Genomic DNA, 13,300 nt, shown 5'->3' on the forward strand with positions numbered 1-13,300 from the left:
GCGGTGCAATACATGTCACAAGACCGACCAAGCGAGCGTTAGGTAGGTTGGTTGCGATCCCGCCGGCCGCGCCAGCGCCCGGCGGTCATGACACCCGAGCCGCACAAGGGACAAAAAATGAAGACTGCCGTCACCGGAGCCGCCGGCTTCATTGGGACCAACCTAGTCAATCTCCTGGTGGAGCACGGACACGAAGTGGTTGCAATCGACCGCGCGGTACCCAGCGCACCCGAGACTCGCGAGGCCGTGACCTGGGTGTCCGGCGATGTTCTCGACCTGGGCTCGATGACCAAGGCACTCGAAGGCGTCGAGGTCGTCTACCACCTGGTGGCCGTCATCACCCTCAAGCACGAAGACGAACTCTGCTGGCGCATCAACACCGAGGGCGCGCGCACCGTCGCGCAGGCGGCCCTCGCCGTCGGCGCCCGCCGCATGGTGCATTGCAGCTCTATCGACTCCTACTCGAACAGCGTGGCCACTCTGGACGAGAACTCGCCACGCTCGACGAGTGCCGACCTACCCGTTTACCAGCGCTCCAAGTGGGGTGGTGAGGTAGCGGTGCGCGAGGTCATCGAGTCCGGGCTGGACGCCGTCATCGGCAATCCCACCGGCGTCTACGGCCCGGTGGACCTGCCCAAACTGTCCCGCATCAACCAGCTCCTATTCGGCAGCGCGCGTGGGCGACTACCCGCCATGGTGAACAGCAAGTACGACCTGGTCGACGCGCGCGATGTCGCGGCCGGACTGTACCTCGCCGGCGAGAAGGGGCGCACGGGCGAGAACTACCTACTCGGCGGACACATGGGCAGCCTTTTGCAGGTGTGTCGCCTGGCCGCACAGCATGCAGGCAAGCGAGGCCCGCTGTTCACGCTGCCGATGGGTCTGCTCAACGCCGCGGTTCCGGTCATCGAACCCATCGGGAAGCTGCTGAAGAACGACGCACTGAGCCGCGCCGCATTCAACAAGCTGACCGTGTCACCCACCGCGGACATCACCAAGGCGCGCACCGAATTGGGCTACGAGCCACGCTCGATCGAGACGACAGTCACCGAACTCGTCGACTTCTTCGTCAGATCAGGCCGGCTCTAACCCCACCATCGCGGCGCTTTCCCGCCACAACTGATCTGCGATCCGGTTGTCCTGCGCCAACGGCGCTGGGTCTGGGAAAGTCAATTCCCCTTTGACAAGTGACGCATAGAGACGGCCCTGCGGCAGTTTTACCGTACCCATCGAAAGATCTGCCAGCGCCATTCCCGCCGTTTCGACGCGCCCTGGATAGAAGGCCGGCCGCACCGCGGAGAGCAGGCGCAGCGCCGGCCGGAACGCCCCCATGATCGCGCGCACCGACATCGACTCCCCTGCCAGATTCGTGCCCAGCGTCAGTCCGGGGTTGTATGCGACCACATCGATCCGCCGGCGAGTGACCTCATCCAACGCGGCGAAGGAGCGCGCGGCGAGCAGGTTGCACAGCTTGGACGACGCGTACACGTGAAAGCCCGCAGCCAATCCGCCCGGCTCGGGGTGCGCGAGACGCTCCGGATCCAGCGACCGCGGTCCGAACGGGACGATCGCCGGGTCGTGAGTGTCGCTGGTGGTTATCAGCAGGCAACCCCCGTCCGCGAGGCTCGGCAGAAGCAACCGTGCCAACAGATAGTGCGCGAGGTGATTGACCGCGAAGGTCGTCTCGAAGCCGTCGACGGTCCGATGGTTCGCGTCCCGGAACTGTATCCCCGCATTGAGCACCAGCACGTCGATCGGGGCGTTGCCAAGTTCACGCTTCACGTCCTCGGCGAATTCCCTGACGCTGTCCAGCGAGGCAAGGTCGAGCGGCAGCACCTGGGCACCGGGGACATCCCTGCCAGTACCGCGCGCGCCCACGATCAGGCGCGTATTGGGATGTTCGGCAAGAAGTTTGGCGGCGTGCGCGCCAAGCCCCGCAGTAGCACCCGTCATGACGACGGTGTGTTGGGAGGTGGATTCGCTCATGTCGGCCTTCCGAGAGGTCTAGGATAGCGGTTAACATATCACTGGGGATAGTATCAATTGTTAAGAATGGTCATGTCAGGCACAACAACCCGCGAACTGCTCTTCGCCCTGCTGAAGTCATCAAAGGCCCTCACACAGTGGGCCCGGTCGAACATCCCCACCGACGGCGGCATGACCGTGCCTCGCGCCACAGTGCTCCTCGGCCTGTCCATCCGAACTGAGCCGGCTGGGATGAGTGAGCTCGGCGAGTATCTCGGCATGTCCCCGCGGAACATGACGGTGCTGATTGATGGCCTCGAAAGAGAGAACCTGGTCCAACGGGTACCTCATGAGCGCGATCGACGGATCACCTGTGTCGAAATCACGGATGCAGGAAGGGAAATCGCCAAGACCGAGCTCGGCCCTTCGGAACTGGTCTCTGCGGCGCTTTTCGATGACCTCCCCGTCAGAGAACAGGTGGAGCTGCTGCGCCTCCTCACCAAGGTGGCAGAGGCTCTGCGTGCGCGCGGAATTGACGTGCCGCAGTACCGCGGTAGTTGAAACTGGCAACAATCTATACCAAGATCACCTCTTGGATCTTGATTCAGGAGGTGACGTGGAGCAGCTGTCTATCCCGCCGCGATGGGGCACCCTGGCGACGGAATTGGCACAGCAGCAGGGCCTGGACCCAGCCAAAATGCTGATGGACGTGCAGGTTTCACCACGGTTCCTCGCCGGCGAGCCTGCGGTAATCAGCCCCGAGCAGGTTCGCACCATGACACGTGAGGTCCTCGCCCGCGCGGGGGATATCTCCTTTGGCAACAGCCCGGTGCCGGTCCCGCCCGAGACTCTGCAGATCCTGATGTTCAGCCTTGCGACATCGGAGACCGTCGGCGTCGCTTTTGCCCGCTGGGCGGCGTTCCGCGACGCCATGCCGCTAGTACCGAACATGACGGTGGCCAGATCTGGCGATATCGCAACCGCGGCGGTAGACGCATCCACGCTCAGATTGCACGACGCCACGGTCACGGAATGGGCTCTGGCACTCGTCGTCCAAATCTGGAGCTGGTTGATCATGCGGCCGATCTGCGTGGAACGCATCCTTCTCCCCCAGGCTCGCCCGGCGGGACGATCCGATCGGAGCAACATACTCGAGGCACCGATCGAGTTCGGTAGCGACTCGGCCGCAATAATTCTGGGCGCCGAGCTCCTCGACGTTCCGATTCTGCGCACCGAGGAAGAGATCACGTCCCTCCTCGAGCACCCGGAACAGCTCTGGTTCGACGTCCGCCATTACCACCAGCAGCTACCCGAGCGCGTCGAGCGCATCGTCGTATCGAGTATCGGGCAGGGGATTCCCACCGTGGTCAATATCGCGACAGCGCTGAACATGCCGCCCTCTGCGCTCCAACGTTCGCTCCGAAGTGAGTTCGGCACCTCGGTGCGAGAAATCAGAGATACCGCGCTGCGCGTTGAGGCCATCAGAAGCCTGGAGCGCGGTACGGAATCTCTGAGCGATCTATCGATCCGCCTTGGCTTTTCGGAGTTGAGTGCCTTTACTCGCGCCTTCCGGCGCTGGACGGGCGCTTCCCCGGCCCAGTACCGAAACGGTGCACGTTCGGTCAAGTAATTCGCCCTATTCGGTCATCGCACGCTCCCGCTCCATCACATAACCTCGGGCCAGGGAAATCCGAGGGGGGAAGTTTGCTATCGGCTGAGCGGCGTTTCGAGTTCTCTCGGAGCCTTGAGGAAATTTCTTCGGTCGCCCGCTTCGAACTACCATCGGCCAGCGACATCGAACCCGGCAATCACGCACCCCTGGCCTTCGCCGATCGGGCTCGTCGGCTGAGCGACTTCGCCGTCGGAGACGAATTCACCACGCAGGCCGGAATCGTCGGTCTCATGATGCCCATCGAATGGGTAATCGTCGAAATCACCCACACGGCACAACTTCTCGCTGCCCGCAGGGGCCGCTACCAGATGGTGTCAAAAGGACTGCAGGGTGCGACCGCCACCGTCGTGCTCAACGTCTACGAGCAGACGCCATCGGTCAGGGCGGAGCTGTTCGTGCTGATCGACGAAGTGATCTTGACCGGAGACCTTCAGCATTCCTTCATGACGGCACTCGACGGCATGATCGACACCCAGGTCGAGCTCATCAAGAGGAGCTCCGAGATACTTCGGGATGTCACCGTCGTCGAGGAGTACCCGCCGCGGGGACGCGACACTTAACGCGCCTGAACGGAATCCGCACTGTCGCTTGATGTCTCTCGTACGGTCGCCGCGAGCATATTCTCGACCACGTTCTTGCCGAGCGCCGTTTCCTTGGGCAGCTCGATCGGGTATTTGCCATCGAAGCACGCGCAGCACAACCGCGAATGAGGTTCCGTGGTGGCCGCGACCATTCCTTCGGCCGAGATGTAACCCAGGCTGTCGGCACCGATCGCGGTACGGACGCCATCGAGCATCTCGTCGTCCGATTCTACCGCGTTGGCGATAAGCTCTGCGGGAGAAGCGAAGTCGATGCCGTAGAAACATGGCCAGCGCACCGGCGGGGAGGCAATGCGCACATGCACCTCGGCCGCCCCGGCCTCGCGCAGCATCCGCACCAAGGCCCGCTGAGTATTGCCGCGGACGATCGAATCGTCCACCACCACAAGCCGCTTGCCGCGGATGACTTCACGAAGCGGGTTGAGCTTCAAGCGGATACCAAGCTGACGGATGGTCTGCGACGGCTGAATGAAGGTGCGGCCCACGTAGGCGTTCTTCATCAGTCCCTGTCCGTACGGGATGCCCGAGCCTTGTGCGTATCCGACGGCCGCCGGGATGCCGGACTCGGGCACACCGATCACCAGGTCGGCGTCCACCGAATGTTCGGCGGCCAGCCGGCGCCCGATATCGACGCGGGTGGAGTGCACAGAGCGGCCGTCGAGCATGCTGTCGGGCCGGGCCAGGTACACGTACTCGAAGACACAAGTCTTGGGCGTCGCGTTGGCGAACCGGCTGGAGCGCACCCCGTCGGCGTCGATGGCGAGCAGCTCGCCCGGCTCGATATCCCGGACGAAGGAGGCGCCCACGATGTCCAGGGCCGCGGTTTCGGAGGCGACCACCCAGCCGGTGTCGAGGCGGCCCAGGCACAGCGGCCTGACCCCGTGCGGATCGCGTGCCGCGTACAGCGTGTTCTCGTCCATGAAGACCAGGCAGAACGCGCCGCGAACGGTGGGCAACAGCGACATGGCCGCTTGCTCAATGGTGGCGTCCGCAGCCCCGTGGGCCAGCAGCGCGCCCATGATGTCCGAATCGGTGGTGGCCAGACCCGGGGTCTTCGAGTTGATCAGGCCCGCATCACGCGCCCGCGTGGTGAGCTCGGCGGTGTTGACCAGGTTCCCGTTATGCCCCAACGCGATTCCAGTGCCCGCGGCGGTGGTCCGGAACACCGGTTGGGCGTTCTCCCAGGTCACCGAACCGGTGGTGGAATAACGGCAGTGACCGACCGCCACATGTCCTCGCATGGCGGCGAGGGTCTGCTCGTCGAATACCTGGCTGACCAGGCCGAGGTCCTTGAACACCACCACCTGCGAGCCGTCCGCGACGGCGATACCGGCGGCCTCCTGGCCACGGTGCTGCAGCGCGTACAGACCGTAGTAAGTGAGTTTTGCCACCTCTTCGCCGGGGGCCCAGACCCCGAATACGCCACATTCTTCGCGAGGGTCGTTTTCCAGCTCGATGGGCTGTGCGGTCACGGTGCGGCTCCCTGGGTGAGTCCTGCGCGGGGTGGTGACTTCCCCAGTTTACGGGGAAGGTTGCTGAACGCAGAATCGGCTGGCCGATCCCCGCAAAACGGCCCGTCTGTACCGCCACAAAAGTGACCGAGGCCACTGCAGCGCCCTCATCGTGACGCCCGCCTTTGGCTAGCCGAGCGGCACCAACGGCAGCCAGTCGGCGATCTCGGCAGCACGTGATCCGGAGGCGGTAGCGGCGCGATCGGCGGTGGCCTGATCCAGCGTCAACAGCCCCGTCGCCAGCAGCAGCCAAGTACGCGGGGTGGTCTCCACAACGTTGGGTGGGGTTCCCCGGGTGTGACGGGGACCCGAGATGCATTGCACCGCAACGAACGGCGGCACCCGCACCTCTACCGAGGCACCCGGAGCATCGGCGGCCAGCGTGCGGGCAGTGAATCGGACCGCGTCAGCGAGGACAGCGCGCGCCGGTTCGGGCACTTGCGGATCACGCAGCCAGTCGGCCACCGCGAGTACGGCCGCCCTGGTCGAGGCGGCATCCGGTACACGCGCTGGCATGGCCGCCAGCCTATCCGGAGCAGGCCGTGGCAACGCCGAGGAACCTAGGCCCCGTTGCAGATTCCCGAGTCTCGAATGGTGTTGCCGTAGACGGTGGCGGTGGCGATGTTGGCGTTGATCACCCCGGACGGCAGCTGCTGCTTCATCTTGTCGCTGATCTGGGTGAACTGGAACCACAGGTGATAGAAGGAGTCACCGTTATAGAGCGGTGAGTACTGGCTCTGATCCGGGTAATTGGTGATGTACAGGGTATGCACCCGCGGATCGAGGAAGGCGGCCGACTGGTCCAGGTTCGCGATCACCACATTGCCGACGGTGTCCGATCCCGAGGCGGCCCAGGCGTCGCGGTGATCGCGCAGGTAATTCTGGAATCCGTACACCGACCCCATCAAGGTGTCGTATTGGGCGTTGAACCACTGGCAGGATTCGCGTAGTGCCGTGAACTGCTCGTCGGTCGCCCGGTTCTGCCACATGTTGTACGGGAACACCGAGGTGTCCGGCGACCAGTCCGAGGGGTACGGAACAAACACCGGCAGCGAGGCGCCCGGCCCGGGATCTGCGCCGGCCGGTGCGGCCAGTGCCAGTCCGGCGGTGATCGTCATACTTGCCAGCGCTGCACCGACCCTGCGTCTCCAGTTCGAGGCCATCCGCCGATTATCTACAGCCAACACCCAGGAGTCCGGACTTCGGGGAAAAACCGCACTACATCCATGGCTACAGCGGCCCGCGTTTCGTCCGTTGCACGGCCAGTGCGGCCAGCGCACCGGCCCCGTTGAGGGCCAGGTGGGCCAATATCGGCGCGGCCACGCTGCCCGATCGCTCGCGCAGCCAGCCCAACAGCCAGCCAAACAAGCCAGTGACCAGTACCGTCGCCGGGACGGAGTCTCCCGCGGCGTGGGCGGGCCGGATATGAGCAAGCCCGAAAGCCACCGCCTGCACCACACCACCCAGCCTCTGGCCGCATGTCTCGGCCGCCAGCGGCTGCAGTACCCCGCGGAACGCGAGCTCCTCCGACCACACCGTGCCCACCGGAATGTGCAACCCCAGCCAGGCCACTGGATGAAGACCGATATCGCGCTCCCGCATCGAGGTGCGCACCGACTTCAGCGCTGGTGAGGCACCGACCGCGACGGCGACGGCCGACGCGACAATTCCCCCCAGACGCAAACCGGCCCCCAGTCGGGGTTGCCGCAGCCCGAGCGGTGTCGCCGCGACCGCGGCGAGGGTGGTGCTCATACCCGCCCCGATCAGTGGGCGCCAGCGTCGCGGGAACCGTTCCAACAGCACCGGCCAGGCGACCAGCGCAACAGCCAGGACCCAGGCTCGAGCGCGAGCGATCACGTGTCGGGGCCGTCGAGCGACGCGGTGTCGACGAGAGCCTTCCGGATGCGTTCGGTGTCCTGTGGGGTCCAGCCCTCTGGCGGGGCAATGGCCGCCCAGCCGTTGACCGACGAGATGCCGTAGTTGTGGCCATGGCCGTCGGGCACTCCGACGGCGTTGGCCAGGTCCGCCGCCACCTGCCAGAAGGTGACGATGGGGTACCAGCGCATCGCGGCGGAGCGGTCGCCCACCGGCGGCTCCTTGAGCCAATCCGGCTCACTGAACAGCAGATCCGTGGACCACCACGTCACCGGATCGGACGGATGTTGCACGAAGAGCACCCGCGGGTTCTGCCACGGCGCGCGCGCGACGGCGTCGATATCGGGACCTATCGCGAAACGCGCCGTGAATCCACTGTCATACGCGGGGAGGGCTTCCAGGGTGCCCCGGTCCCGCTTGGACACCAGCTCATTCCAGATCTGACTGAAGTTCGGCGGACCGGTCCACAACACACCGTCGACGCCCGCCGTACGGATATCGCCAAGACCATCGAATGCGCCTTGTCCCGCAAAGGATCCCAGGCTCTCGCCATAAATGAGCAGCTTTGGGCGATGCCCCGCGGGCTGCTGTGCCCAGCGCTTCTGAACGGTGTCGACCAATAGCCGGCCCGAGGCCAGTGCCTTCTTCTTATCCGCCAGGAAGGAGATCCAGCTGGGCAGGAACGAGTACTGGGTGGCGACGATCGCGGTGTCGCCGTTGTACATGAGCTCGATACCGCGCGCGGCAGCGGGCGTCACCCACCCGGTGCCGGTAGTCGGGACGATGATCAACGCCTTGCGCTCGAAGGCCTTGGTGCGCTCCAGTTCCCGCACCAGGATGTCGGCGCGCTCCTCCGCGGTGTCGGCGGTCTCGAGTCCGGCATACACCCGAATAGGTTCCTTGGCCTGGCGACCGTTCACCTTGGTCAGCTCGTCGGCGTGCAAACCACCGGAGACGAAGTTGCGCCCCTCGAAACCGAGACTCTCCCAGGAGGCCAGCGATGCCGGGCTTCCGGAACGCTCCGGCTGCGCGGGCTGTTCCACCCCCGAGCGGGTGGTGTCGTTATTCGGACCGAACGAGGCGTTGGCGGCGGAGAAGAAGCCGCGCACCAGCACTCCGTTGAACAGCATGATGGTCAGCACTGCCACGATGGCAGTACCGATGAGCAGCGACACTTCGCGACTGAGATACAAGCGGCGAATAAAGAAACGGGCCAGCAGCCGAACCAGATCTCGCAGCACCCGGGCCACCGAGATCAGCAGTGCCCCAAAAGCAATCGAAACAACGAAGGACTTGGAGTACTCGAGGGTGGATGGCCCGTGTGTCTCCATGAGGGTCGCGATCTGGCGTTGCCAGCGGGCTGCGGGCACGATCATCGCCAGGGAGCACACCGCCGACAGCAGCACCACCCCGAGCTTGGCGGTCACCATTACTCGGTCACGCAACGGCCACCACGTCTGGTGACGGAGCCAAAAGCGCAGTACCAGTTTGGAGACGGCAACCCCGATGCCGTAGCCGATGGCCGCCGTGGCACCCCCGATCAGACCCTGAAACAGCCAGGTACGCGGCATCAGTGACGGCGTCAGCGACAAGCAGAAGAACAAGGCGCCGAATGCTATTCCGCAGAAATCCAGCCGCAGCAGATTCCACGCCCAGGCCACCAAGGGGTGCCGGTTCTCGAGATGCTCCTCAAGCTCCTGGAACGCCAGCCAACTGCGGCCGATCCAGTCATCGGGATCGACGGTGCTTGTCGTGACAGGGACTCCAGGAGTCTCGCTCATCCGAACAATCCGGGCAGCACACCTTCATGAATCTCGCGCAGCTCGGCCAAGGTGATCGAGAATTGCCCCTGCACTTCAACGGAATCCGAGCCCTGGTCGACGACGCCGATGCGAACCGCGGGAAGCTGACGCGCCTCGCACATCGCCACGAATCTGCTCTCCTCGGTGCGCGGGATTGCGACAAGCACACGCCCCGCGGACTCGGAGAACAACGCCACAAAGGGGTCGGCTCCTTCGGGAAGCAAAATGCGGCAACCAGTTTCACCGGCGAGCGACGACTCAATGACGGCCTGGATCAGCCCACCCTCGGACAGGTCGTGAGCGGCAGATACCAGCCCGTCTCGCGATGCGGCGGTGAGAACCTGGGCAATCAGCTGCTCGCGGGCGAGATCGACCTTCGGCGGGGTGCCACCCAGGTGGTCGTGTGCCACCTGTGCCCAAATGGAACCGTCGAACTCATCGGCGGTGTCACCCAGCAGGATCAGCGTCTCGCCGGGCTCGGTGCCGAATCCCGTGGGGATACGCCGGTTCACATCGTCGATAACACCCAGCACGCCAACCACCGGAGTGGGCAGGATGGGGGTGGTGCCGGTCTGGTTGTAGAAGCTGACGTTGCCTCCCGTAACCGGGATGCCCAACTCCGCACAGCCATCGGCGAGGCCGCGGACCGCCTCGGAGAACTGCCACATGACGCCCGGGTCCTCCGGGGAGCCGAAGTTCAGGCAGTTGGTGACCGCGACGGGGGTGGCGCCGGAGGCCGCCACATTGCGGTACGCCTCGGCAAGCGCCAACCGGGCACCGCTATAGGGATCGAGCACCGTGTATCGACCGGAAGCATCGGTGGCCAAGGCGATTCCACGCCCTGTCTGCTCGTCCACCCGAATCACACCGGAGTCGGCGTGTTCGGCGAGCACGGTGTTGCCGCGGACGTACCTGTCGTACTGCTCGGTGATGAAGGCACGGCTGCACAGGTGTGGGCTGCCGATCATGTCCAGCAGCGTTTGCCGCAGTTCGTCTCCGGTGCCCGGACGTGCCAGACCCGCTGTGCTGTCGGCGATCAACGCATCCTGGGTGTCCGGCCGGGCCACCGGGCGCTGATAGACGGGGCCCTCGTGTGCGACGGTCCGCGGCGGCACATCCACGACGGTGTCGCCATGCCAGGTGATCCGCAGCCGGTCGCCATCGGTGACCTCACCGATGACGGTGGCCAGCACATCCCATTTCCGGCATACCGCCATGAAGGCGTCCACATTCTCCGGGGTCACCACGGCGCACATGCGCTCCTGGGACTCACTGGAGAGCACCTCGGCCGGAGTCATTCCGGTCGCGCGCAGCGGCACCTTGTCCAGATCGATATGCATGCCGCCGTCCCCGGCCGAGGCCAGTTCCGATGTGGCGCAGGACAAACCGGCACCGCCGAGGTCCTGGATGCCCACCACCAGATGCGCGGCGTATAACTCAAGGCAGCACTCAATGAGAACCTTCTCGGTGAACGGGTCACCCACCTGCACGCTGGGCAGCTTCTTGCGTGAGGATGCCCCGCCAGGACCGTCCATCTCGTCGCCGCCGAATGTGTCGGAAGCCAGCACCGACACACCGCCGATGCCGTCGAGCCCGGTGCGTGCACCGAACAGGATGATCTTGTTGCCGGCGCCGGAGGCGAAGGCCAGATGTAGATCTTCCTTGCGCAGCACCCCCGCACACAGCGCGTTCACCAACGGATTACCGGCATACGAGGCATCGAACACCGTCTCACCGCCGATATTGGGCAAGCCCAGCGAGTTCCCATAGCCGCCGATACCGCGCACCACGCCATCAAAGACACGACGGGTGTCGGGGGCATCGGCAGCACCGAAGCGCAGCTGATCCATGACTGCGATCGGCCGGGCGCCCATGGCCATGATGTCGCGCACAATGCCGCCCACACCCGTGGCGGCGCCCTGGTACGGCTCGACGTACGACGGGTGGTTGTGCGACTCGACCTTGAAAGTGACCGCCCAGCCATCGCCGATGTCCACCACTCCGGCGTTCTCACCGATGCCGGCGAGCATCGCCGAGCGCATCTCCTCGGTGGTGGTCTGCCCAAAGTAGCGCAGGTGCACCTTGGAGGACTTGTACGAGCAGTGCTCGCTCCACATCACCGAATACATAGCCAGCTCGGCGTCCGTGGGACGGCGCCCGAGGATCTCGCGGATGCGGGCGTACTCGTCGTCCTTGAGCCCTAGTTCAGCGAAGGGCTGCGGGTGATCGGGGGTGGCTGTTGCGTTGTCGACCGTATCAACCCGTGAAGTCACGAACAGATTCTAACGTCGAACCCGACTTGCCCTCGCTACGCGCCATGCTGGCCGTACGGAGCGGCGATATCGGCCGGTGGGATCACCCTGGTCGGATTCGCGACCATGCACAGAGCGCGCGGTTGTCCACACTTTCCGACCAGGCCCGTCATACTTGGAAAGTGCTCCGTGCAGCTTTGCTGACCACAGTTGGGATCCTGACGGGTTCATCTCTGCTGGCCGCCGGCGGCTGTGCGGCAGGTCAGTCCGACCCGTCTCGCTCGATCGCTCACGCGATCAACGGCCTGCCCGGCGTCGAGAGCACCACTCACAGCTTCTCAATCGGCTGGTATGACACATTCACGGTGTACCTGGACGCCAACGTCCGGCCTGAGATCACGCCAGAACAGCTCACGGCAATCTGGGAGGTCTTCACTCATCGCGTAGAGAAAGCCGGAGCCGACCACGCACATGTCAACGTCCGGCTGACCGTCAACGACTGCCCGTCCACCGTCGCTCGGCCGGACCGTTACTGCGGTGGGATTTCCGAGACCACCGACATGGAAAGTGCCGAACCCGTGCCCAACTGGCAAGAGTGGCAGGCGCTTATCCGGGGACACTACGGAAACGACATCCGCGTGAACACCAGCCATGTGAAGGGGCAGTCGCGCAAACAGATCACGGTGGCGTTACACCCATGGGCCGATGGGAAGCCGAGACAAGCCCGCATACAAGACTTCTCGTCCCTCTTCCGTCGCGTCGCCACGGACTTCCCGGGCCTGCGCGAGGCGGCATGGACCGCTACCGCAACCGGCGGACAGGCACCGGCACACGGAAACGATCTGGAACTCGGTACCTCGCGCGGATTACCCACCGACGCCGAGTTCGGTCTGTGGGAAGCGCTCTCTGCCATTGCCCCGGTGAAGATGAACCTCGTCAGGGACTCGGAGACCAGCGACGAGAAGTCATTGGTTACCGTCACGCTCCCGGGCAGCGGTGAGACCGCCTGGCGAAGCGCAGCACTGAGCCAACTGATGCTGCTCAAGGCGTATCAGCATCGGGTCAAGTACGAGGCGACGTACGGCAAGGACACGCTATCGGTCGTTGTCGGCGGCTGCTCGCCAGAGTTCGATACCGGGTTCCCGTTGCAGAACGAGCTTCGCCAGTGGTTCGAGACCTGCTCCTAGTGATCTGCCCCGATCAACACCTTCAGCAGCTCGCGCCGGCGCAGCGCCAGGGCCGCCCAGATCAACAATCCGAAGCCGATCGCGAAGACGACCGGGAACCACGCCTCCTCGTGCATGTCGATGGTGACCGCACCACCCAGGTAGGCCGTCAGCCCGACGGCGCCGAGCACCGCGGTACGCGGGATGGCGAACACGACAGTGCACGCCAGCAGCACCCAGCCGATCAGCGCCGTCTGATATGGCGGGAAGCCCAGCGCCTCCGTCGCGGTACGCGCGAACTGCGCCCCAAAGATCTTTGGTACGGCGTCGGCCAACAGGAACAGCACGATGATCGCGGTGAGCGCGAGACCAATCTTCTCCGGTGGCGTCCGGGCCGCGAATGCGGCGTTAACACTCGACACAAAACTCTTGGCCTCGGCCATCACGGGTCCCTTCTC

General features: G+C 64.7%; 12 protein-coding genes and 1 pseudogene. 5 read left to right on the forward strand and 8 right to left on the reverse strand.

What is annotated here, in order from left to right:
* Positions 1–117: 117 nt before the first annotated feature.
* Positions 118–1,089, forward strand: coding sequence for an NAD-dependent epimerase/dehydratase family protein (locus tag B4383_RS15620; protein WP_078291904.1), 972 nt, complete (start codon positions 118–120; stop codon positions 1,087–1,089).
* Here B4383_RS15620 and B4383_RS15625 read toward each other — a convergent pair.
* Positions 1,075–1,986 carry an SDR family NAD(P)-dependent oxidoreductase gene (locus tag B4383_RS15625; RefSeq protein WP_078291735.1) on the reverse strand — a complete coding sequence of 304 codons (912 nt, stop codon included), beginning with the start codon at positions 1,984–1,986 and terminating at the stop codon, positions 1,075–1,077. The two genes, B4383_RS15620 and B4383_RS15625, sit on opposite strands and share 15 nt — an antisense overlap.
* 72 nt (positions 1,987–2,058) lie before the next feature.
* Here B4383_RS15625 and B4383_RS15630 point away from each other — a divergent pair, with 72 nt between their 5' ends.
* The 3 genes from B4383_RS15630 (at position 2,059) to B4383_RS15640 (ending at position 4,197) form a co-directional block, all read left to right on the forward strand.
* Complete coding sequence (locus tag B4383_RS15630; protein WP_078291905.1) at positions 2,059–2,526, forward strand: MarR family winged helix-turn-helix transcriptional regulator; 468 nt, start codon at positions 2,059–2,061, stop codon at positions 2,524–2,526.
* 55 nt (positions 2,527–2,581) lie between these two features.
* Complete coding sequence (locus B4383_RS15635; RefSeq protein ID WP_078291737.1) at positions 2,582–3,595, forward strand: AraC family transcriptional regulator; 1,014 nt, start codon at positions 2,582–2,584, stop codon at positions 3,593–3,595.
* A 74-nt stretch (positions 3,596–3,669) separates the two neighbouring features.
* A complete protein-coding gene (locus tag B4383_RS15640) occupies positions 3,670–4,197 on the forward strand; it encodes a hypothetical protein (protein ID WP_078291739.1) in 528 nt (175 codons plus the stop codon).
* Here the strand turns inward: B4383_RS15640 and purF are convergent.
* From purF to purL, 6 genes are all read right to left on the reverse strand, one after another.
* Entirely contained in the window at positions 4,194–5,708 is a 1,515-nt protein-coding gene (gene purF, locus B4383_RS15645) for an amidophosphoribosyltransferase (protein WP_078291741.1), read from the reverse strand. The two genes, B4383_RS15640 and purF, sit on opposite strands and share 4 nt — an antisense overlap.
* 168 nt (positions 5,709–5,876) lie before the next feature.
* The gene (locus tag B4383_RS15650; RefSeq protein WP_078291743.1) at positions 5,877–6,263 is read right to left on the reverse strand and encodes a sterol carrier family protein; all 387 of its coding nucleotides are present in this window, start codon (positions 6,261–6,263) and stop codon (positions 5,877–5,879) included.
* 44 nt (positions 6,264–6,307) lie between these two features.
* The gene (locus B4383_RS15655) at positions 6,308–6,910 is read right to left on the reverse strand and encodes a hypothetical protein (RefSeq protein ID WP_078291745.1); all 603 of its coding nucleotides are present in this window, start codon (positions 6,908–6,910) and stop codon (positions 6,308–6,310) included.
* A 67-nt stretch (positions 6,911–6,977) separates the two neighbouring features.
* Positions 6,978–7,601 carry a CPBP family intramembrane glutamic endopeptidase gene (locus B4383_RS15660; RefSeq protein WP_078291907.1) on the reverse strand — a complete coding sequence of 208 codons (624 nt, stop codon included), beginning with the start codon at positions 7,599–7,601 and terminating at the stop codon, positions 6,978–6,980.
* Positions 7,601–9,403 (reverse strand): alpha/beta-hydrolase family protein, encoded by a 1,803-nt coding sequence (locus B4383_RS15665; RefSeq protein WP_078291747.1) that lies wholly within the window; start codon positions 9,401–9,403, stop codon positions 7,601–7,603. The genes B4383_RS15660 and B4383_RS15665 overlap by 1 nt, the downstream gene beginning before the upstream one ends.
* Positions 9,400–11,697, reverse strand: coding sequence for a phosphoribosylformylglycinamidine synthase subunit PurL (gene purL / locus B4383_RS15670; RefSeq protein WP_078291749.1), 2,298 nt, complete (start codon positions 11,695–11,697; stop codon positions 9,400–9,402). The genes B4383_RS15665 and purL overlap by 4 nt, the downstream gene beginning before the upstream one ends.
* A gap of 116 nt (positions 11,698–11,813) precedes the next feature.
* Between purL and B4383_RS15675 the strand changes: the two are divergent.
* A pseudogene (locus B4383_RS15675) lies at positions 11,814–12,863 on the forward strand (hypothetical protein); the annotation flags it as partial.
* Here the strand turns inward: B4383_RS15675 and B4383_RS15680 are convergent.
* Positions 12,860–13,288, reverse strand: a complete 429-nt coding sequence (locus tag B4383_RS15680; RefSeq protein ID WP_064407784.1) for a DoxX family protein — start codon at positions 13,286–13,288, stop codon at positions 12,860–12,862. The pseudogene B4383_RS15675 and the gene B4383_RS15680 overlap by 4 nt on opposite strands.
* Positions 13,289–13,300 lie beyond the last annotated feature (12 nt).

This window comes from Mycobacterium sp. D16R24, from assembly GCF_002013385.1.
GTDB lineage: Bacteria > Actinomycetota > Actinomycetes > Mycobacteriales > Mycobacteriaceae > Mycobacterium.

Coding starts and splice junctions, on each gene's coding strand:
- B4383_RS15620 (WP_078291904.1), top strand. CDS start 118: ATGAAGACTGCCGTCACCGGAGCCGCCGGCTTCATTGGGACCAACCTA.
- B4383_RS15625 (WP_078291735.1), bottom strand. CDS start 1,986: ATGAGCGAATCCACCTCCCAACACACCGTCGTCATGACGGGTGCTACT.
- B4383_RS15630 (WP_078291905.1), top strand. CDS start 2,059: ATGTCAGGCACAACAACCCGCGAACTGCTCTTCGCCCTGCTGAAGTCA.
- B4383_RS15650 (WP_078291743.1), bottom strand. CDS start 6,263: ATGCCAGCGCGTGTACCGGATGCCGCCTCGACCAGGGCGGCCGTACTC.
- B4383_RS15655 (WP_078291745.1), bottom strand. CDS start 6,910: ATGGCCTCGAACTGGAGACGCAGGGTCGGTGCAGCGCTGGCAAGTATG.
- B4383_RS15665 (WP_078291747.1), bottom strand. CDS start 9,403: ATGAGCGAGACTCCTGGAGTCCCTGTCACGACAAGCACCGTCGATCCC.